This window comes from Enterococcus sp. AMC2644 (assembly GCF_058216475.1).
The window spans coordinates 252,947-274,828 of record NZ_CM177095.1 but is presented as its reverse complement, the minus strand read 5'-3'; the positions used below and the strand labels follow the sequence as shown (position 1 = coordinate 274,828).

The 21,882-nt window shown below is 35.1% G+C and carries 14 protein-coding genes; all 14 read left to right on the top strand.

The genetic code is table 11. From position 1 onward, the window contains the following. Nucleotides 1-14 precede the first annotated feature (14 nt). The 14 genes from AC4BC5_RS01340 (at nt 15) to AC4BC5_RS01275 (ending at nt 21,872) form a co-directional block, all read left to right on the top strand. Complete coding sequence (locus AC4BC5_RS01340) at nt 15-437, top strand: CoA-binding protein (RefSeq protein WP_490496389.1); 423 nt, start codon at nt 15-17, stop codon at nt 435-437. Nucleotides 438-571: 134 nt separating this feature from the next. Next, entirely contained in the window at nt 572-2,581 is a 2,010-nt protein-coding gene (parE, locus tag AC4BC5_RS01335) for a DNA topoisomerase IV subunit B (protein ID WP_490496388.1), read from the top strand. 11 nt (nt 2,582-2,592) lie between these two features. Beyond that, nucleotides 2,593-5,058 (top strand): DNA topoisomerase IV subunit A, encoded by a 2,466-nt coding sequence (gene parC / locus AC4BC5_RS01330; protein WP_490496387.1) that lies wholly within the window; start codon nt 2,593-2,595, stop codon nt 5,056-5,058. A 264-nt stretch (nt 5,059-5,322) separates the two neighbouring features. Continuing rightward, complete coding sequence (gene pflB / locus AC4BC5_RS01325) at nt 5,323-7,602, top strand: formate C-acetyltransferase (protein WP_490496386.1); 2,280 nt, start codon at nt 5,323-5,325, stop codon at nt 7,600-7,602. 59 nt (nt 7,603-7,661) lie between these two features. Beyond that, the gene (gene pflA / locus AC4BC5_RS01320) at nt 7,662-8,429 is read left to right on the top strand and encodes a pyruvate formate-lyase-activating protein (RefSeq protein ID WP_490496385.1); all 768 of its coding nucleotides are present in this window, start codon (nt 7,662-7,664) and stop codon (nt 8,427-8,429) included. A 235-nt stretch (nt 8,430-8,664) separates the two neighbouring features. After that, complete coding sequence (locus AC4BC5_RS01315; protein ID WP_490496384.1) at nt 8,665-9,591, top strand: manganese-dependent inorganic pyrophosphatase; 927 nt, start codon at nt 8,665-8,667, stop codon at nt 9,589-9,591. 60 nt (nt 9,592-9,651) lie between these two features. Then, entirely contained in the window at nt 9,652-10,467 is an 816-nt protein-coding gene (locus tag AC4BC5_RS01310) for a DUF1803 domain-containing protein (RefSeq protein ID WP_490496383.1), read from the top strand. Nucleotides 10,468-11,010: 543 nt separating this feature from the next. Then, a complete protein-coding gene (glgB, locus tag AC4BC5_RS01305; RefSeq protein ID WP_490496382.1) occupies nt 11,011-13,008 on the top strand; it encodes a 1,4-alpha-glucan branching protein GlgB in 1,998 nt (665 codons plus the stop codon). Beyond that, complete coding sequence (locus AC4BC5_RS01300) at nt 13,005-14,147, top strand: glucose-1-phosphate adenylyltransferase (protein WP_490496381.1); 1,143 nt, start codon at nt 13,005-13,007, stop codon at nt 14,145-14,147. The genes glgB and AC4BC5_RS01300 overlap by 4 nt, the downstream gene beginning before the upstream one ends. Continuing rightward, a complete protein-coding gene (gene glgD, locus AC4BC5_RS01295; protein WP_490496380.1) occupies nt 14,137-15,276 on the top strand; it encodes a glucose-1-phosphate adenylyltransferase subunit GlgD in 1,140 nt (379 codons plus the stop codon). Before AC4BC5_RS01300 ends, glgD begins: the two co-directional genes overlap by 11 nt. 3 nt (nt 15,277-15,279) lie before the next feature. Further along, nucleotides 15,280-16,710 carry a glycogen synthase GlgA gene (glgA, locus tag AC4BC5_RS01290; RefSeq protein WP_490496379.1) on the top strand — a complete coding sequence of 477 codons (1,431 nt, stop codon included), beginning with the start codon at nt 15,280-15,282 and terminating at the stop codon, nt 16,708-16,710. A gap of 82 nt (nt 16,711-16,792) precedes the next feature. Further along, nucleotides 16,793-19,237, top strand: a complete 2,445-nt coding sequence (locus AC4BC5_RS01285; protein ID WP_490496378.1) for a glycogen/starch/alpha-glucan phosphorylase — start codon at nt 16,793-16,795, stop codon at nt 19,235-19,237. Next, nucleotides 19,218-21,089 (top strand): glycoside hydrolase family 13 protein, encoded by a 1,872-nt coding sequence (locus AC4BC5_RS01280; protein ID WP_490496377.1) that lies wholly within the window; start codon nt 19,218-19,220, stop codon nt 21,087-21,089. The genes AC4BC5_RS01285 and AC4BC5_RS01280 overlap by 20 nt, the downstream gene beginning before the upstream one ends. A 105-nt stretch (nt 21,090-21,194) precedes the next feature. Beyond that, nucleotides 21,195-21,872 carry a hypothetical protein gene (locus tag AC4BC5_RS01275; protein ID WP_490496376.1) on the top strand — a complete coding sequence of 226 codons (678 nt, stop codon included), beginning with the start codon at nt 21,195-21,197 and terminating at the stop codon, nt 21,870-21,872. Nucleotides 21,873-21,882 lie beyond the last annotated feature (10 nt).

Here is a 21,882-nt window from a genome sequence, read left to right as displayed (position 1 = left end):
GAGGAGGAAGTACGATGAGTTTTCAAAATCCAAGTGAAGAAATTATTCAAGCATATTTAAAAGAGGCAAAGAATATCGCAGTTGTTGGTTTAAGCAATAAAGAAGATCGTACCAGCTACCAAATTGCTAAAATTTTACAAGAATATGGCTATCGCATTTTTCCAGTAAATCCGGTATTAGTCGGGCAAACGATTCTAGGTGAACCTGTTTATGAGCAGTTACAAGATATTACTGAAACAATTGATATTGTAGATATTTTTAGACGTAGTGAATTTTTACCTGACATCGCCAAAGCATTTTTAGAAACAGATGCGAAAGTCTACTGGGCACAATTAGGGATTGAAAATGATGAAGCGGCTGAAATTTTACAAGCAGTAGGTCGCACAGATATTGTGATGAATCGTTGCGTTAAAATTGAACTAGCAAAAATGGCGTAAATGCAAGAGCGAAAAAAGTTCTAAGAGAAAATTTCTTCTTAGAATTTTTTTCTTGTTTTTCACGATTTTTTTGCTTAGTAGAACAAATATGATGTATAATGATTCGAGTAAATTTTGAAAAAGGAGCGCTAGCTTTGGTAAAAAAACAAACCAATGAGTACAATGACGCGTCAATCCAAGTTTTAGAAGGATTAGAAGCGGTAAGAAAAAGACCAGGGATGTATATCGGTTCGACAGATGGCCGAGGCTTACATCATTTAGTATATGAGATTTTTGATAATGCTGTCGATGAAGCTCTTTCAGGTTATGGAAAAGAAATTAGTGTAACGATTCATGAAGATAATAGCATCAGTGTTCAAGATAGTGGACGTGGAATGCCAGTTGGAATGCATGCTTCAGGAATTCCAACAGTTGAAGTTATTTTTACTGTCTTACATGCCGGTGGTAAATTTGGACAAGGTGGTTACAAGACATCAGGCGGTTTGCATGGTGTGGGTGCCAGTGTTGTCAATGCCTTATCTACTTGGCTGACTGTAACGATTGTTCGCGATGGTATAGAGTATCAAGAAAAGTTTAAAGATGGTGGAAAACCTGACGGAACGCTAGAAAAAATTGGTAAAACTAGAAAATCAAATGGAACTAAGGTTCACTTTTTACCTGACCCAACTATTTTTTCAGTAACGAAATTTTCTTATACGACTTTAGCTGAACGTCTACGTGAATCGGCATTTTTATTACGTGGTGTCCAAATTACGCTAACAGATCTTCGTGGTGAAGAAAAAATTGAAGAAACTTTTCTTTACGAGGAAGGAATTAAAGAGTTTGTCGAATATTTAAATGAAGAAAAAGACACATTGACACCTGTTGCATATTTTTCAGGTGAACGTGAAGGTATCGAAGTTGAAGTTGCCTTTCAATATAATGATGGCTACTCAGAAAATGTCTTATCTTTCGTTAACAATGTACGTACAAAAGATGGTGGTACACATGAAGTTGGTTTAAAAACTTCTATGACTAAAGCTTTTAATGAATATGCACGTAAAGTGAATTTATTGAAAGAAAAGGATAAAAATTTAGAAGGTAGCGATTTCCGTGAAGGGCTATCTGCGATTCTATCTGTGCGTATTCCAGAGAACTTGTTACAGTTTGAGGGGCAAACCAAAGAAAAATTAGGAACACCAGCTGCACGTGGAGCAGTAGACTCCGTTTTAGGTGAGCAATTAGGCTTTTATTTACAAGAGAATAGTGAAATGAGTCAAATGCTTGTTCGTAAGGCAGTTAAAGCAAGAGAGGCGAGGGAAGCAGCTCGTAAAGCTCGTGAAGAAAGCCGTACAGGGAAGAAACGAAAAAAAGGCGAGTCGTTACTCTCTGGGAAACTAACACCGGCACAATCACGTAATCCTAAAAAGAATGAACTGTATCTTGTCGAAGGAGATTCAGCTGGAGGTTCTGCTAAGCAGGGGCGTGATCGTAAATTCCAAGCAATCTTACCTTTACGAGGGAAAGTTATTAATACTGAAAAAGCCAAGATGCAAGATATTTTAAAAAACGAAGAAATTAATACGATGATTTATACAATCGGTGCTGGTGTAGGTCCTGAGTTTGCAATAGAGGATTGTAATTACGATAAGGTAATTATCATGACCGATGCGGATACCGATGGTGCACATATTCAAGTCCTATTATTAACGTTCTTTTATCGTTATATGAAACCACTGATTGAAGCTGGTAAAATCTATATCGCGTTACCACCATTATATAAAGTTTCAAAAGGTTCAGGGAAAAAAGAAGTTATCGAATATGCCTGGACAGATGAAGAGTTAGAACAAATGACGAAAAAAGTAGGTCGAGGTTACATGCTGCAGCGTTATAAAGGTCTTGGTGAAATGAACGCAGAACAGCTTTGGGAAACAACCATGGATCCAGAAACCAGAACGCTAATTCGCGTTCGAATCGATGATGCGGCTAAAGCAGAACGTCGTGTGACAACGTTAATGGGGGATAAGGTTGAACCAAGAAGAAAATGGATTGAATCTCATGTTCAATTTTCTTTGGAAGAAGAAGGTAGTATTCTGGAGAAGAAAGAAGATGAGACTGAAGTTGAGGAGCAGTCCATTCAAGAGTTAAGTTTATTTGATGATTAGGAGGTGATCTCTTGGAACATACACACAATATTCAAGAATTAACATTGGAAGAAGTCATGGGAGATCGCTTTGGAAGATATTCTAAATATATCATTCAAGAACGAGCATTGCCTGATATTCGCGATGGTTTAAAACCAGTGCAACGCAGAATTTTATTTGCGATGAATAAAGACGGTAATACCCATGAAAAAAGTTTTAGAAAATCTGCTAAATCTGTCGGAAATATTATGGGGAATTACCATCCTCATGGCGATAGCAGTATTTATGAAGCGATGGTTCGCATGAGTCAAGATTGGAAACTACGTGAAATTTTGATTGAAATGCATGGAAATAACGGAAGCATGGACGGTGATCCACCGGCTGCAATGCGTTATACGGAAGCACGTCTGTCACAATTAAGTGGTGAATTGTTAAAAGATATTGAAAAAGAAACGGTTGATTTTGTTTGGAACTTTGATGACACCGAAAAAGAGCCTACGGTTTTGCCTGCAAAATATCCTAATTTATTAGTGAATGGTTCTACAGGTATTTCTGCTGGTTATGCAACGGAAATTCCAACACATAACTTGGATGAAGTAATTAACGGAACGATTTATTTGATTGATCATCCACAAGCATCTTTAGAGAAGTTGATGGAGTTTATACCAGGTCCTGACTTTCCAACTGGTGGTATTTTACAAGGGAAAGAAGAAATCAAAAAAGCCTATGAAACAGGTAGAGGAAAAGTTATCTTACGTTCGAAAACCCGAATTGAAACTATCCGTGGTGGAAAGCAACAAATTATTATCAATGAGATTCCTTATGAGGTGAATAAGGCAACGCTTGTTAAGAAAATGGATGAAATTCGATTGAATAAAAAAATCGAAGGAATTGCTGAAGTACGTGATGAAAGTGACCGTACAGGATTACAAATCGTTGTGGAATTGAAAAAAGATGTAAATGCGCAAGGTATCTTGAATTACCTATTCAAGAATACTGAATTGCAAATTAACTACAATTTTAATATGGTTGCTATTGATGAAATGCGTCCACAACAAGTTGGTTTAAAACGAATTTTAGAAAGTTATATCAAACATCGTCGTGGAGTTGTTTTAAAACGGAGTTGTTATGATCTTGCAAAAGCAGAGACTAGACAACATATAGTGGATGGTTTGATTAAAGCTTTGTCAATTTTAGATGCAGTAATTGCAACAATTCGTGGAAGTAAAGACAAAAAAGATGCTAAAAATAATTTGATTATTGAACACCAATTTACTGAAGCTCAAGCGGAAGCCATTGTTACATTGCAGCTATATCGTTTAACAAATACAGATATTACACAATTAAGAGCCGAAGCAGAGGAACTCGCTGCTGTTATTGCTCAATTACAAAAAATTATTAATGATGAAGCAGAATTATTAAAGGTAGTAAAAAAAGAATTACGAGAAGTAAAAAAACAATATGGGCAAGCGCGCTTGACGAAAATCGAGGATGAAATTCAAGAAATCAAAATTGAAACAGAGGTCTTAGTTACTCAAGAAGATGTCGTTGTATCTGTTACCCATGAAGGGTATATCAAACGTAGTAGTCTCCGATCTTATACCGCATCAAAACCAGATGAATTAGGTATGAAAGAAGGCGACTACGTTTTATACACTGGACAAGCAAATACGTTAGACCATCTATTATTAATTACTAATAAAGGAAATGTCATTTATCGACCAGTACATGAATTACCTGATATGCGTTGGAAAGAAATTGGGGAACATATTTCGCAAACGATCTTGAATTTTTCGGTAGATGAATCAATTTTAGGTGTGTTTACGTATAATGAGTTACATCCATTGAAGAATTTTGTTTTAATTAGTCGAGAAGGGCTAATTAAACAAACTCGGATGACTGATTTAGAGCCATGGCGAACTTATAAGAGTCGTCCAACAACGATTATTAAGTTTAAATCAAGTACAGATGAGTTAACAAATGTTTTCTTAGTTAGTCAAGAAGAGAATTTAGATGTCTTTTTAACGAGTGAAAGATGTTTTGGCTTGCGTTACCCATTAACTGAGGTACCTGTTGTTGGACCAAAAGCAGCAGGCGTTAAATCAATGAATCTAAAAGAGGGAGATTCAGTCGTAAATGGCATCTTGGTTTACTCTGAAGGCGATACTCCCGTTGTGATTGTCACTCAAAGAGGTGCTGTGAAGCGGATGTTAGCGCAAGAGTTGACGCAATTAGGTCGTGCTAAGCGTGGCCTAATGGTTTTAAGAGAATTGAAAGCAAACCCTCACCGGATTATTTATATGGGAGAGGGTGAAACTAAACAACTTCGTCTGCAAAACCAAAAAGGAGAAGAACAACTGATTTTTACAGATAACTATGCTATAAATGATCGGACTTCAAATGGTTCCTTTGTAATGGATGAAAAACAAGGTGGTGAGGTAACGTCAGTTATTGAAATTACCGATCCATCGATCATAAATGAGACGACTGTTGTATAATTAAGATAAAAAAAGGGTTCTGTATCAATACAGAACCCTTTTTTTATCGCGGATTGTTCAATGCGTATCAAAAAATAAAATGCTATTTTGATAAAAAAATCACAAAATTTAAACGTTGTTAAATCAACGTTTAAATCATTTTTACATTAATTTATTTTAAAATTGTTAATAAAAATATATGAAAATGCTTGCAAGTTTTTGTTAACGTGTTATACTATTCACGTAGAGCTGTTACAATGAACAGGAATTGAGGAGGAACAGAAAATGGCATCAGTAACAAACAAAACAGAACGATTAAATACTGCTTGGGAAGGTTTCAAGGGCGGCCAGTGGAAAAAAGAAATTAATACTCGTGATTTTATTCAAGCGAACTACACAGAATACCGCGGAGATGATAGCTTTTTAGAAGGAATTGCACCTAGCACAGATAAGCTTTGGACAAAACTACAAGAATTATTTGAAGTGCAACATCAAAAAAATGGTGTATATGACATGGATAATAATATTCCATCAACTTTAACATCACATGCACCAGGATATTTACTTGAAGAAGAAGAGAAAATTGTCGGTTTACAAACTGATGTACCATTGAAACAAGCGTTTCAACCGTTTGGTGGTATTAACATGGCGAATAATGCATTAGTTTCAAATGGTTTTGAAGCCGATGAAGACATGACAAAAATTTTTAGCGAGTGGAGAAAAACACATAATCAAGGTGTTTTCGATGTATACACACCAGAAATGCGTTTAGCGCGTAAAAACAAAATTATCACAGGATTACCAGATGCTTATGGACGTGGCCGAATTATTGGTGATTATCGTCGTATCGCCTTGTATGGTGTAGACTTCTTGATGGAGCAAAAGAAAAAAGACCACGATAATACTGGAAACAAAGTAATGACAGATGACGTAATTCGTTTGCGTGAAGAAATTACCGAACAATATCGTGCATTGAATGATTTGAAGAAAATGGCAGCATCTTATGGATTTGACATTTCTCGCCCAGCTGAAAATGCTCAAGAAGCTATTCAGTGGTTATACTTTGGTTATTTAGGTGCAATTAAATCACAAAATGGAGCGGCTATGTCTATTGGACGTATCTCTGCATTCTTAGATGTTTATATTCAACGTGATTTAGAGAGTGGTGCAATTACTGAATTTGAAGCTCAAGAAATGATTGACCATTTAATTATGAAATTACGTATGGTGAAATTTGCCCGTACACCAGAATACAACCAATTATTCTCAGGTTATCCAATTTGGGCAACATTATCAATTGCTGGTATGGGTATGGATGGACGTTCACTTGTTACGAAGAATGATTTCCGTATTTTACACACTTTAACAAATATGGGACCATCACCAGAACCAAACTTGACTGTTTTATATTCTTCTCATTTACCAGAAGGTTTTAGAACATATGCAGCTAAAATTGCGAAAGAAAGTTCTTCTATTCAATTTGAAAACGATGATTTATTACGAACAAACTGGGGATCAGACGATTGTGCAATTGCTTGTTGTGTATCTGCAACGGTTACTGGGAAAGATATGCAATTCTTTGGTGCTCGTGCTAACTTGGCGAAAGCAGTATTATATGCAATCAATGGTGGCGTGGATGAAAAAACAAAAATGCAAGTTGGTCCTAAATATCGTCCGATGACAGGTGAAACATTAGATTATCATGAATTTATGGAACGCTTCAAAGATATTATGGACTGGTTAGCTGAACTATATGTAAATACACTAAATGTTATTCATTATATGCATGATAAGTATGCGTATGAATCTGCACAACTAGCCTTGATGGATTCTGATTTGAAACGTACTTTTGCAACTGGTATTGCAGGGATTTCTCATGCAACTGATAGTGTAATGGCAATTAAACATGGGAACGTTCAAGTAATCCGTGATGAAGATGGTATGGCTGTTGATTATGTTCCACAAAATGAATTTCCGACTTATGGTAACGATAATGAAGAAGCGGATGAAATGGCAAACTGGATTTTAGATTACTTTATGACACAAATTAAACGCCAACATACGTACCGTAATTCTCGTCCAACAACTTCATTGTTAACTATCACATCAAATGTTGTTTATGGAAAAGCGACAGGGAATACACCGGATGGACGACGTGCTGGTAAGCCACTTGCTCCAGGAGCAAACCCAAGTTATCAAGATGGCAAATTCCTAGGTGAGAAAAATGGATTATTAGCATCTTTGAATTCGACTGCTCGTTTGGAATACACTCATGCGTTAGATGGAATCTCAAATACACAAACTATTAATCCAAATGGTTTAGGAAAAGATGAAGAAACAAGAATTAATAATTTACGCAATGTTATGGATGGATACTTTGATAAAGGTGGTTATCACTTGAACGTCAATGTATTTACTAATGAATTACTATTAGATGCACAAAAACACCCAGAAAAATATCCGAACTTAACTATTCGCGTTTCTGGTTATGCTGTTAAATTCCGAGATTTAACACCTGAGCAACAAGCGGATGTTATTGCAAGAACTTCACACAGCAAATTGTAAGAATAAAAAAATAAGAGAGTGGCGTAGTCACTCTCTTTTGTAAAGAGAGAGGGATTTATATGACGACTCCAGTTATGGGAAGAATACATTCTACAGAAAGCTTTGGAACAGTTGATGGACCAGGTGTGCGCTTTATCGTATTCACTCAAGGATGTCGGATGCGCTGCCAATTTTGCCATAATCCAGACACTTGGAAAATTAATGATCCGAAAGCCTCTTTGCGTTCAGCAGATGATGTGTTGGCCGAAGCTGCCAAATATCGTGCGTATTGGGGAGAGAAAGGTGGCATTACTGTAAGTGGTGGTGAACCGTTGCTTCAAGTAGATTTTCTGATTGAGTTATTTCAAAAGGCAAAAGCTCAAGGGATCCATACAACGTTGGATACGTGTGGAAAGCCGTTTACTAGGGAAGAACCTTTCTTTAGTAAATTTGAAGAGTTAATGAATTATACAGATTTATTGTTGTTTGATATTAAGCATATTGATAATGAAGCGCATAAACGATTAACAACTCAAAGTAACGAAAATATTTTAGAGATGGCTAAGTATCTTTCTGAAATTGGGAAACCTGTTTGGATTCGTCATGTTTTAGTACCTCAACGTAGCGATTACGATGAATTTTTGATTCGTTTGGATGAATTTATCCAAACACTGAACAATGTTGATAAAGTAGAAGTGCTACCTTACCATACTATGGGAAAATATAAATGGGATGAATTAGGGATAAAATATCCTTTAGAAGGCATTGAGCCTCCAGGACAAGATCGAGTGAGCAATGCGAAAGAATTGTTACACGTCAATCAATATACTGGTTATTTAACGCACTAATAGCTACGTGAAAATAAAATATTAAACTATCCGAACTATAGACGAGAGGAGTCGTATCACTGAGTTATAAAAGTTAACTAAGTGTATCTTGTCATATATGGTTCGGATAAGTTTGTTTTAAGTAATAATCCTTTTTATGATGCAAAATAATCTACACCTTTTCAAGGAAAGATATGGAAATTTTTGAATGATTTTGCTATGATTAACAATGAATTGAAAGATTGGAGCGAAGTATATGTCAAAAATTTTAGTCTTTGGACACCAAAATCCAGATACAGATGCAATCGGTGCAGCAATTGCTTTTGCGGAATTGCAAAAAGCGTTAGGAAAAGATGCTGAAGCAGTTGCATTAGGTACGCCAAGTGAAGAAACGCAATATGCCTTAGATCACTTTGAATTAGTAGCGCCTCGTGTTGTAGAAACAGTAGCAAACGAAACGGCTGATGTCATGTTAGTTGATCATAATGAGTTCCAACAAAGTGTTTCTGATATTGCGGATGTCAATATTTTATCTGTAGTTGATCATCACAGAATTGCTAATTTTGAGACAGCAAATCCATTGTATTATCGCGCAGAACCTGTAGGATGCACAAGCACAATCATCTTTAAAATGTACAATGAAAACAATGTGGAAATTCCGCAAGCGATTGCTGGTATAATGCTTTCAGCGATTGTATCAGATACATTGTTGTTCAAGTCTCCTACTTGTACAGAAGAAGATATACACGCTGCAAAAGCGTTAGCAGCTATTGCTAACGTTGATTTAGAAGCGTATGGATTAGAAATGTTGAAAGCTGGTACAAAACTAAGCGATAAATCTGTAGAAACATTATTAGATTTAGATGCCAAAAGTTTCCCGATGGGAGATAAAAATGTACGTATCGCTCAAGTAAATACAGTTGATTTATCAGAAGTGTTTGAACGTCAGGTTGAATTAGAAGCAGCGATGAGTACAGCGAATGTAGAAAATAATTATGATTTATTTTTATTGGTGGTAACCAATATCTTAGATAGCGATTCTGAATTGTTAGTTGTTGGTGAGCCGAAAACTAATGTGGAAAAAGCGTTTAATGTTACGCTAGAAAATAATCGTGCCTTTTTACCAGGTGTTGTTTCTCGTAAAAAACAAGTAGTTCCACAACTGACAGAGAGCTTTAATTAAGCAAGATAAAACACTTCGCGAAGTATTTTCTTCCGAAGTGTTTTTGTGTAGGAGATAGATATGAAATTTATTTATGAAACATCTGATAAGTGGTTAGCTGAACTAATGAACAGTTCTTTTTTTGCAGAACTGGTGGATTTGTTGGAAGTTGAAACACCAACTCTCCGCCGTTTAAAAGAAGTGTTTGGTAATAAAGTAGAAAAATATTTAGAAAAACTGATAAAAAAAGGGATTATTCAACGAGTAGAGCGACGCTATTTTATTGGTTTCCCCATGCTTGAAGTTGATGAAGAACTACTCGAATCTTGGACAAAAATTATTGTAAATACTGCAGAAAAACAAAAGGAAAGAGAACGAATTATGTTTTTAGAGAGTCTGTTTCCTGTTGAAGAAGTTGAAATGGTTTATGGGTTAGAGCGGGATATCTCTTTGGCGTATTATGATTCGCTTTCAACGGAAAATTTGAAAGTTACTTCGCTTTCTGTCGAAGAGTGGCCACTAACGTTGCCGCGCTATTTCAGTAATTTAAGAACGGAGCAAATAGCACCTATCTATCAAGATGTAACCAAGTTGATTGGTGATGTGGATTCAGATTATTATTTGGATCAAATTCAGGTCGTTGTTGAAAAAATTTTGACGCATCGTAGGTCGATTCGAGAAAGTATTTTTGTCAAATCGATGAGGTTTTTTGGGATGATTAACAAGGGTGAAGTGATACAATTGTGTGTGCCTGTGTATACGTCGTTAGAGTTGTTTGAAGAGTTAGCTGGATTTGAACGACTACCTAAAATTGTAAAACGAATGATTTTAGCAAATGTGATAGCGGAATTAGATATGGCTACTATGACCAGTATTTTTCTTAAAGAGAAGCGCTAAAACGCTTCTTTTTTTTGTAAAAAAACAATTTTAATTTTATTTTAATGTAAGGGTTTTCTTGGATATTAGTTATCTAATCTATTGAAATGGAGGGAAATGTATTTTTTCTAGTTATTTTTACGGATAGAGGTTATTAATGGAAAAAAATATTTTGCTAACGCTTTTGTCGTTTTGTGAAAAGAGATAAGAAATAATGTTCGTATTTTTAGTGATTTTTTCTATTTTTGAAATGAAAGTATTTCCAATAGTTGTTTTGGTAATGTTTTCATAATTGGATTTAGTGAAAAATGAAAGGAAATAAGTGTTGACGTTTATGCTTTAAAAATGAAAATTTTTCCGTAAATAACATTTTTTTTTAGAGTGTTTCAAATAATACCATTCCTACGTTATTTTAAATTATGTTAATGATTTTTATTTTAAAAGATTAAAAATATGATATAATTGTATTAGAAATCAGATGACGATAGGGTTGTGTGACTTCTCGATTTTTTTTATTTTTATCATTAATAGTTATTTATTTATAAAACGGTTAGGGGTTTTTGCATGAGTGTGAAAGACAAAAAGTTTTTAGAAGCTGAACAACGATTTTTAACCGGAGAGAATTTTTATACTCAACATTTATTAGGTGTACACAAAGATGGAGATAACTATATTTTTCGTGTATGGGCACCAAATGCGCAAAAAGTATGGTTAGTTGGTGATTTTAATGAATGGGATGATTCTTTGCCTATGGAGATACGCAAAGTTTCAGGGATTTGGGAAGTAGCGACATCGCTTCCTAAAGAAGGTGAAAAGTATAAGTTTAAAATTCGCCAAGCTAATGGAAGAGAGATTATGAAAATTGATCCTTTTGCTATTAGATTTGAAGAACGTCCTGGTATGGCAGCAGTGTTACATACAGTTCCAACTAAAACTTGGAAGGATGGTTCATGGCGGGGGCAGCAAAAACGTCGCAATACATTTAAACGTCCGTTGAACATTTATGAAGTTCATGCTAGTTCGTGGAAACGACATTCAGATGGGAAATTGTATTCATTTGCTGATTTGAAAACTGAGCTCATTCCTTATGTAAAAAAAATGGGGTATACCCATATTGAGTTTATGCCATTGATGGAACATCCATTAGGTATGTCCTGGGGATATCAATTGACCGGCTACTTTGCATTATCTTCTTATTATGGAACGCCAAAAGAGTTTCAAGATTTTGTTGAAGAATGTCATTTGAATGATATTGGTGTGTTTGTCGATTGGGTTCCAGGTCACTTTTGTATTAATGATGATACGTTGCCGTATTATGATGGGACACCGACATTTGAGTATAGTGATCCGAATCGAGCTAAAAACAATCGTTGGGGTACTATTTGTTTTGATTTAGGGAAACCACAAGTCCAAAGCTTTTTAATTTCAAGTGCTCTTTTTTGGCTTGAAATGTACCATATTGATGGAATACGAGTAGATGCAGTTTCAAGTATGCTCTATCTAGACTATGACGAAGGACCTTGGACACCAAATCATGAAGGTGGTAACCGAAATTTTGAAGGTTTTTATTTCTTACAAAAATTAAATGCTGTAATTAAACTGGCCTATCCTGCAACAATTATGATGGCCGAGGAGAGTAGTTCAGAAACAAAAATTACAGGATTAATCGAAAACGGTGCCTTAGGTTTTGATTACAAATGGAACATGGGATGGATGAATGACGTTTTACGTTTTTATGAAATGGATCCAGTACTTCGCAAAGATAACTTCCGTTTATTAACATTTTCATTTATGTATATGATGAACGAAAATTATATATTAGCCTTTTCTCACGATGAAGTTGTTCATGGAAAGAAAAGCTTAATGCATAAAATGTGGGGAGATCGATATAAGCAATTTGCGCATTTGCGAAATATGTATACCTACATGATAACGCATCCTGGGAAAAAACTTCTGTTTATGGGGAGTGAATTTGGCCAATTCCTTGAATGGAAATATGACGAGCAATTGGAATGGGGCAACTTAGATGATGAAATGAATCTCAAAATGCAGTTCTTTACGGGGACTTTGAATCAACTCTATGAAAAAGAGCCTGCCTTATGGGAACTAGAAGATAGTCGAGAAACAATTGAGATTATTGATGCAGATAACCTAGATGATACGGTTTTGTCTTTTATTCGTAAAGGTAAAACAAAAAAAGATTTCTTGATTGTCGTTTTAAACCTTGCGCCAGTTGAACGACATGATTTTGTAATAGGCGTTCCTTATCCAGGTACGTATCAAGAAATACTTAACACAGAAATGGAGGAATTTGGTGGCACTTGGACTAAAGCTAATGATGACAAGCAAACAATGGAGCAGTCCTTTAAGCAGTTTGACTATCAAATTCAAACAATTATACCTGCACTAGGTGCGTTAATTATTCGTCCGAAAGATATTAATGTGCGTGTAAAGAAAAAGGTAAAAAAAGTAACACAAACGACAACGGGAGTAATAGCAACAAAAGAAATACAAGCAAGTAAGTTGAAAGGGGGCAAGGTGAATTCTTCACCGAAAAAATGAAAACAGAAATGGTAGCCATGATTCTTGCAGGAGGGCAAGGTACACGACTTGGCAAATTAACCAAAAATATGGCTAAACCCGCAGTTCCTTTTGGAGGAAGATACCGTATTATCGATTTTACTTTAAGTAATTGTACAAACTCAGGGATTAATAATGTAGGTGTAGTCACTCAGTATCAACCTCTTGCATTAAATAATCATATTGGAAATGGTGCAAGTTGGGGATTAGATGGAATCAATGCGGGTGCAACTATTTTACAACCTTATTCAAGCTCTGAAGGTAGTAAATGGTTTGAAGGAACAGCTCATGCTATTTATCAAAACATGTCTTATATCGATCAATTAGATCCGCAGTATGTTTTGGTTTTATCTGGAGACCATATCTACAAGATGGATTATGAAGAAATGCTTGAAAATCATAAACGTAATAATGCTTCTTTATCAGTTGCTGTTATTGAAGTACCTATAAAAGAAGCTTCTCGTTTTGGAATCATGAATACAGATGATAATGATCGTATTATTGAGTTTGAAGAAAAACCAGAAGAGCCTAAAAATAACCTTGCATCAATGGGCATCTACATTTTTAACTGGGGACGTTTAAGAAATGTTCTAACGACTAGTTATGCAAAAGATAGCTCAATGAATGATTTTGGGAAGCATGTTATTCCGGCTTATCTAGATAGTGGTGAAACAGTTGTTGCTTATCGTTTTGATGGGTATTGGAAAGATGTGGGAACAATTGATTCTTTATGGGAAGCAAATATGGAATTTTTACGCCCTGATATGGAACTAAATATTCGCGATAAAGCTTGGCGAATTTATTCGAAAAATCCTATTTCACCACCGCATTTTGTTACAGAAACTGGATCAGCGAAAAACTCTTTGATTTCTGATGGCTGCTATATTGCAGGAGATGTGAATCACAGTGTCTTATCAGACGATGTACAAGTAAAAGAAGGCGCAAAAATTACAGACAGTATCGTGATGTCTGGGGCAACGATTGGTAAAAATGTATCAATCCACAAAGCAATTATTGGGGAAGATGCGATTATTGGTGATAATGCGGTAATCGATGGAACAGAAGAAATTGCTGTGGTTGGCTATTCTGAAGTGATTGGAGTGACTGTTGATGAGGACTAATAAAATGTGTGCGCTTGTTGGAAATTTGCATCGCTATGATGATTTATTGCCATTAACTGCAAATCGTCCATTATCTACTTTACCATTTGATGGTAAATATCGCTTACTTGATTTTAATTTGTCTAGTATTGCAAATGCGAATATTAAATCATTGTTTATGGTGTTTAATGAAGGGGAAACACAATCAGTGTTTGATCATATTGGTGGTGGAAAAGAATGGAGTTTAGATGGGATTCAAAATCGTTTCTTCATTCATATTTATCAAGACTTCATTCGTCGTGCCGACAATAATAGTAGTTATTATGATTTAGTTATTGATTATTTAAAAAAATCAAAATCTGAATATGCAGTATATATGGGGAGCAAAGTTTTAGTAAATATTGATTTGCGTGCTTTACTACACATTCATCAGGCTCACGGAAATGATATGACAGTGGTCTATAAACGTGTACCTAAGGAACTTTTATACAAAGAAGATATTATCCTTTCTTTAGGTGAAGATAACTTGATTGATGGAACCTCTTTAGTGAAAAACACTGAAATTCAGGATGTCGCAAACCTATGCACTGATATTTTTATCATTAAAACAGAAAAATTAATTGAAATCTTACGTGAAAAACAATCGGAAAATATTTTAGGAAATGTTGAAAGTTTCTTGCGTGAACGTATCTCGAAAAACACCTATGCGTATGAGTATACAGGATATCTAAGTAATATTTATGATGTCCAATCTTATTATCGAGCAAATATGGATATGTTAGATACTCAAAAATTCAATTCATTGCTGTATTCAAGCCAAAAAGTCTATACAAAAATGAAAAATGAGGTTCCAACATACTATTCAGAAACATCTGTTGTTAACAATAGTCAATTTGCAACTGGCTGTATGATTGAAGGACAAATTGAAGATTCTATTATTGGTCGTGGTAGCGATATTGGGGAAGGTGCAAAAGTTATGGGATCATTAATTTTCCCAAGCAATACCATCAAATCCAATGCTGAAGTTAGTTACGCAATTTTAGATAAAAATATTGTTGTAGACGAAGGTGTCAAGATTATCGGAACACCAGAAAAACCAGTTGTTGTTAAAAAAGGAACACATGTAACAGCAGATATTATTGGAGGTTAGAAAATGAAACTTCTATTTGCAGCATCTGAATGTGCGCCATTTTTTAAAACCGGCGGATTAGGTGACGTAGCAGGTGCGCTACCCAAAGAACTGACGAAAAAAGGAATCGAAACGATAGTTGTTCTCCCTTATTTCACAAAAATGCCTTCTCAATATAAAGAACAATGTGAAGATGTATTAAATTTTACAATTTCTGTAGGATGGCGTAAACAGTATTGTGGTGTGAAACGTCTTAAACTAAATGATGTCATTTACTATTTTATTGATAGTTTATATTACTTTGATCGTGAAAGCTTATATGGTTATTACGATGATGGTGAGCGATTCGCCTTTTTCCAAATGGCTATTATTGAATTAATGGAAAGAATTGACTTTATTCCAGATGTTTTACATGTCAATGATTATCATACAGCGATGATTCCGTTTTTATTAAAAGAAAAATATAATTGGATTGAAGCATATCGCAATATCCGTACAGTATTAACGATTCATAACATTGAATTCCAGGGTCAGTATAGTGGAGATGTGTTGCCAGATTTATTCGGTATGGGGAGAGAACGTTATGATGACGGGACAATCCGGATGGGTGATGCTTTAAACTTTATGAAAGCTGGTATTTTATATGCTGATCGTGTAAATACGGTAAGTCCTTCTTATGCAAACGAAATTAAAACGCCAGAATTCGGTTCTGGGTTAGATGGTATCTTACGAATGGAAAGTGGCAAATTAACTGGTATTTTAAATGGGATTGATTATGATATCAATAATCCTGTAACAGATTCTGCTTTAGTTAGCACTTACTCTGTGGATGACTTGTCTGGTAAGGCAGCTAATAAAGAAGACTTGCAACGTTTAATGGGTCTACGTCCAATCAAGGATGTTCCCTTAATTGCGGTTGTTAGTCGTTTGACTTATCAAAAAGGTTTCCATTTAGTATTAGATGAATTGGAAAACTTATTGCAATTTAATGTTCAGTTTGTTTTATTGGGAACCGGTGATCCAGTGTTTGAAAATCGTTTCCAATCGATTGCTGAAAAATATCCTGAAAAATGTTCAGTTAGCATTTCGTTTGATGTTCAACTTGCTCAAAAAATGTATGCCGGAGCAGATATTTTCTTGATGCCATCTGCGTTTGAACCATGTGGTCTCTCACAAATGATTTCAATGCGTTATGGAACATTACCTGTCGTTCATGAAATTGGCGGTTTGCGTGATACAGTTGAACCGTTTAACCCAGTAGAAGGTACCGGCACAGGTTTTGGATTCCAAGATTTTACGTCATATAATTTGATGCAGTGTTTACAAAAAGCTATTGATTTATACTATTCTTCACCAGAAGCTTGGGATAAATTACGTCTTAATGCGATGTCAAAAGACTTCAGTTGGGAGACTAGCTGTAAAGGTTATCTTGCTTTATATGAGGATATAGTGTAGTTAAATAAAAAAGTTTTAGAAACAGGCAGACTGAGGCGTTGAATTATTCAATGTTTCAGCCTGTTTTTAGAAGCGGGGGGTAATGATTATTTTAACAAAGGAAAATTTAAAAGAAGAACTGCGACAACGTATACAAGAAAGTTATGCAGTGGAATTAGAAGATGCTTCAGCAGATGAATTGTTTTTTACTTTAGGTAGTTTAGTAAAAGCTATTTATAATGACAACTGGCGCGAAACATGGAAAAATTATTTAAAAGAAGAACAAAAACAATCCTATTATTTCTCTATTGAATTTCTACCAGGGAAAATGTTAAAAAGTAATTTACTAAATTTAGGATTATTAGATTTAGTCCGTGAAACTTTATCGGATTTAGATGTAGATTTAGATGATTTAGCTGATGTTGAAAAAGACATGGCGCTTGGGAATGGCGGATTAGGACGTTTAGCTTCATGTTTTATGGATTCTATTGCTTCAAGCGGTTTGCCTGGAAATGGAAATGGGATTCGCTATGATTATGGGTTATTTAAACAACAGTTTGTCGATGGTTATCAAGTAGAGTTGCCCGATGAGTGGTTAAACAATGGAAATGTATGGGAAATCCGTCGTCCGAGTAAAGCAGTTAATGTACATTTTGCAGGTAATGTTTATTTAAAAGAAAATGAACACGGTCAATTAAAACCTGTTGCAGAAAATGAAATTATTTTACGTGCAGTTCCTTATGATACTGGTATGGTTGGTTATCAAAATGGGATTGTAAATACGATGCGTCTATGGAGTGTCGAAATCCCAGCTTCAGAAGAAGGCAAATATAAGAGCATTGAAGAGAGACGTGTATACGAAGATTTGACGGCAGTGTTGTATCCGGATGATTCAAATGAAAGAGGCCGTATGACTCGTTTGATTCAAGAGTATTTCTTTGTCTCAGCAGGTGTTCAAAGTATTGTCCGTTACTTCCAAAAATTAAATAAACCTTGGTCTGCATTAAGTGAAAAAATAGCCATTCACATCAACGATACGCATCCGGCATTATGTATTCCAGAATTAATGCGTATTTTAATTGACGAAAATGACGTTAATTGGGAACAAGCGTGGGATCTTACTGTAAAAGTTATGAGTTATACAAACCATACCATTTTAGCAGAAGCGCTAGAAAAATGGCCAGTCTATTTAATGAAACAAATTGTTCCACGTATGTATCAAATTATCGAAGAAATTGATCGTCGTTATGTTGAATCAATGCGTGGTATCCATCCGGAAGATTTAATCCAACGAACACGTATTATTCAAGGCGAACAAGTACACATGGCTAACTTATCTATTATTGGTAGCCATAGTACCAATGGGGTAGCTAAACTGCATTCTGATTTGCTGAAATCAGTTGTATTGCACGATTTCTATTTGGTTTATCCAGACCGTTTTAACAACAAAACAAATGGAATTGCACAGCGTCGTTGGTCACAATTAGCCAATGAGCCTTTGTCTAATGTTTTAGATGAAACAATTGGTAAAACTTGGCGTAAAGACTCTTCTGATTTAAAACTATTGATGAATTATCAAGACGATGAAAAAGTATTAGGCAAATTGGCTGAAGCGAAATATCAAAAGAAAGAAGAATTAGCAGAATACATTAAAGAAACAACGGGAATTACAGTATCTCCAAACGCCATTTTTGATGTGCAAATTAAACGTCTGCATGCGTATAAACGTCAGTTGTTAAACTTGATGCATATTCTAAAATTATACTTTGATTTAAAAGATAATCCTGAATTGGATATCCACCCACGTGTATTTATTTTTGGTGCAAAAGCTGCACCAAGTTATACCTATGCCAAATCTATCATTAAAACAATTAATGAAGTAGCAACTATGATTAATAATGATGCTAGCATTCAAGACAAAATTAAAATTGTCTTTTTACCTAACTACAATGTTTCATTAGCTGAGCGAATTATTCCAGCAGCAGACGTTAGTGAACAGATTTCATTGGCATCAAAAGAAGCCTCCGGTACAAGTAATATGAAATTAATGTTAAATGGTGCGATAACAGTAGCGACCTTAGATGGTGCGAATGTTGAAATTCGTGATGCTGTCGGTGATGAAAATATTTGTATTTTTGGATTAACAGAAGAAGAAGTATATGCATATTACGAAAATCAGGAATATTATTCTCAAAACATTTATGATGAAAATCCAGTGATTAGACGTGTGGTAGATGCTTTTGTTGATGGAACTATTCCAAATATTGGGTATGAAGGTCGCGAAATTTATGATTCGTTACTTCGTTATAATGATGAATATTTCTTGTTGCGTGACTTTGATGATTACTGTCGAGCGCAAGAACGAATTGATGCAACTTACAAAGATCAATTGTTATGGCGCAAAATCAGTCTAGTAAATATTGCGAATGCTGGACGTTTTTCTTCTGACGATACTGTAAGACTATACGCAGAAGATATTTGGCAAATTGAACCAATTTTTGCCCATACAGAAAAAGAGGGAACCAGCAATGTCTTTAATACGTTTTAATCCTTGGCAAAGCTATCATAAACACCCATTTGGAGCAGTAAAAGAAAATGGACTCGCGCGATTATCTGTTGAAGTAATCGCCGAGGACATTTTACAAGTTTATTTAGTTATGCATAAGGATCATCAACCAGAACAACGAATTTTTATGGAAAATCCAAAAGAAGGACTATATTCATATGAGTACTTTTTTAATCAAGGAAAAGGGCTTTACTTCTATCATTTTGAGGTGCATACAAAAGTAAGTAATCAAGTATTCGTTGAGTATTATGGTGCTAGTGAACAAGGTGGGGAAGGTCGTTTGTATGATGACCCATCAACTATTTGGGATTTCCAAATCACTTGTTATAAAGAAGCGGAACGCACACCTGATTGGTATCGTAACGGAATTTTTTATCAAATTTTTCCAGATCGCTTCTTTAATGGCAATGAAAATAAAAAAATTAACTCACCAAAACCCAATACTTTTATTTATGCGAATGAAGAAGATGAACCGTTGTATGTCAAAGGTCCAAATGGGGATATTTTACGTTGGGACTTTTTTGGAGGAAATTTGAGAGGAATTATTAAAAAAATTCCATACTTAAAAGAGTTAGGTGTTACAGGTATATATTTGAATCCTATCTTTGAAGCGTGTAGTAACCATCGCTACGATACATCGGATTACTTTAAAATTGATCCAGTTTTAGGAACTGAGGAAGATTTTAAAGAATTGCTTGACACTTTACACATCAATGAGATGCATCTTATTTTAGATGGAGTATTTAGTCATGTTGGACAAAATAGTCGTTATTTCAATGCAAGTGGTGCATATGGCTCACATGTTGGAGCGTTTCAAAATCGGCATAGTGAATATTTTTCTTGGTTTAATTTTATTAATTACCCAAATGAATATGATTCATGGTGGGGAATTAAAGATTTACCAGAAATTAATAAACACGATTCAGAATTCCAAAAATTTATTTTTGGAGAAGAAAATAGTGTATTAACTAAATGGAATCAAATGGGAGTTGATGGTTGGCGTTTAGATGTCGCTGACGAGCTACCGGATGAATTTATTGCAGGGATTCGCAAAAATTTAAATAATTATGAAGATCGTGTGTTGATTGGTGAAGTCTGGGAAGATGCTTCCAATAAAGTATCGTATGATGTGAGACGTGAATATATTCTAGGCGATCATTTGCAAGGGGTAATGAATTATCCATTACGTGATAGTGCAATTGAATTGCTAAACGAAAGGAATTCTCCAGAGCAAGTTGCTAAGGCGTTGACAGGCTTGTATGAGAACTATCCGCGAGATATTTTTTATAATAATTTAAACAATATAGGGACTCATGATACTGAACGTATTTTGACGATGGTGGGTAATCATACAAAAAAATTAGACTTAGCCTTTGGATTTATGTTCTTATCTCCAGGTATCCCATGTATTTACTACGGGGATGAAGCAGGAGTGACAGGAGCTAAAGATCCTGAAAACCGCAAATTTTTCCCATGGAACCAAATTAATCGCGAAATATACGATAATTGTCGTAAGTGGGTAGAATACCGTAACAATTACGAAGTTTTAATTCATGGGGACTTGAGTTTCTTTTATACAGACGAATTATTTGGAATCTTAAGAAGAGATAACGATGAATATGTTGCTGTCCTAATGAATCCAACTAATTATCCAAAATATGTTGATAAAGAGCTCTGTTTTATTGCAGAAGAAACATCGATGATTCAAGAAATTCAACGTCGCTTTAAAGGACGATCTCTTGCTGAAAATAGTTATATTTTTATCAGTAGTAAAGAGAAAAAAGAGAAAATTGAGCGTTTCCAAATGAATCAAGAACAATTACAGCTTGTATAAAATCAAAACAGAGCGCAGACAAGTAGTTTGCCTCTGTTTTTTTAGGATTGTAACTGTTGAAGCGCTGCTATTTGTGTTATCATTAAAAAAAACGTGATAAAAGGAATGAAAGTAATGGTACAATACGAAGAAATTAAACGGAAACATACACGTTTTCCAGCTTATTCAGATGATACGGGGGTAAAATTACAACCTAAAAATAAACGATCTGCTTTTAAAAGTGATGATAATTGGATTCTTACAGAGGCTGCGAAACATTCGCAGATAGCTTCTTTTGAAAATGATGAGAAGCGTTCACTACGACGTTCACCTCGTGTAAGCCAAGAAAAAGCGGGCCAAAGTATTCGTCAACGTGAAGAATTAAGCAGACATCGTCAAAATTTACCAAATTACAATAAAAAAAATCAACCTGAAGTAACACCAACGGGTAAAACACGTTTGTTTGGAGATGCTGTTGCGCATAGTACGTATCAGGTGACAGAAAAACGATCAGAGAGGATTACGCGTCCATCAGTTCATAAAGAGATGACTGAAAGATCGCCGTTCGTTCCCAAATACATTCCTACGTCAATCATTCAAGATGAATATGCACCAGCAATCTCTGAAGAAGATTTGATGAATTCTATGAAAAAAGAAGATTATCTATTATTTGATACAGAACCCGCTGCATATCAAACACGTAAAGATACTGATCCAGCTGTTCGTAAATTTAATTCTAATTCTTCAGTTAAGATGACTAGAAGTCAGTACCGAGCTAATTCAAAGAAAAATAGCAAGAATTAAATAAATCTAT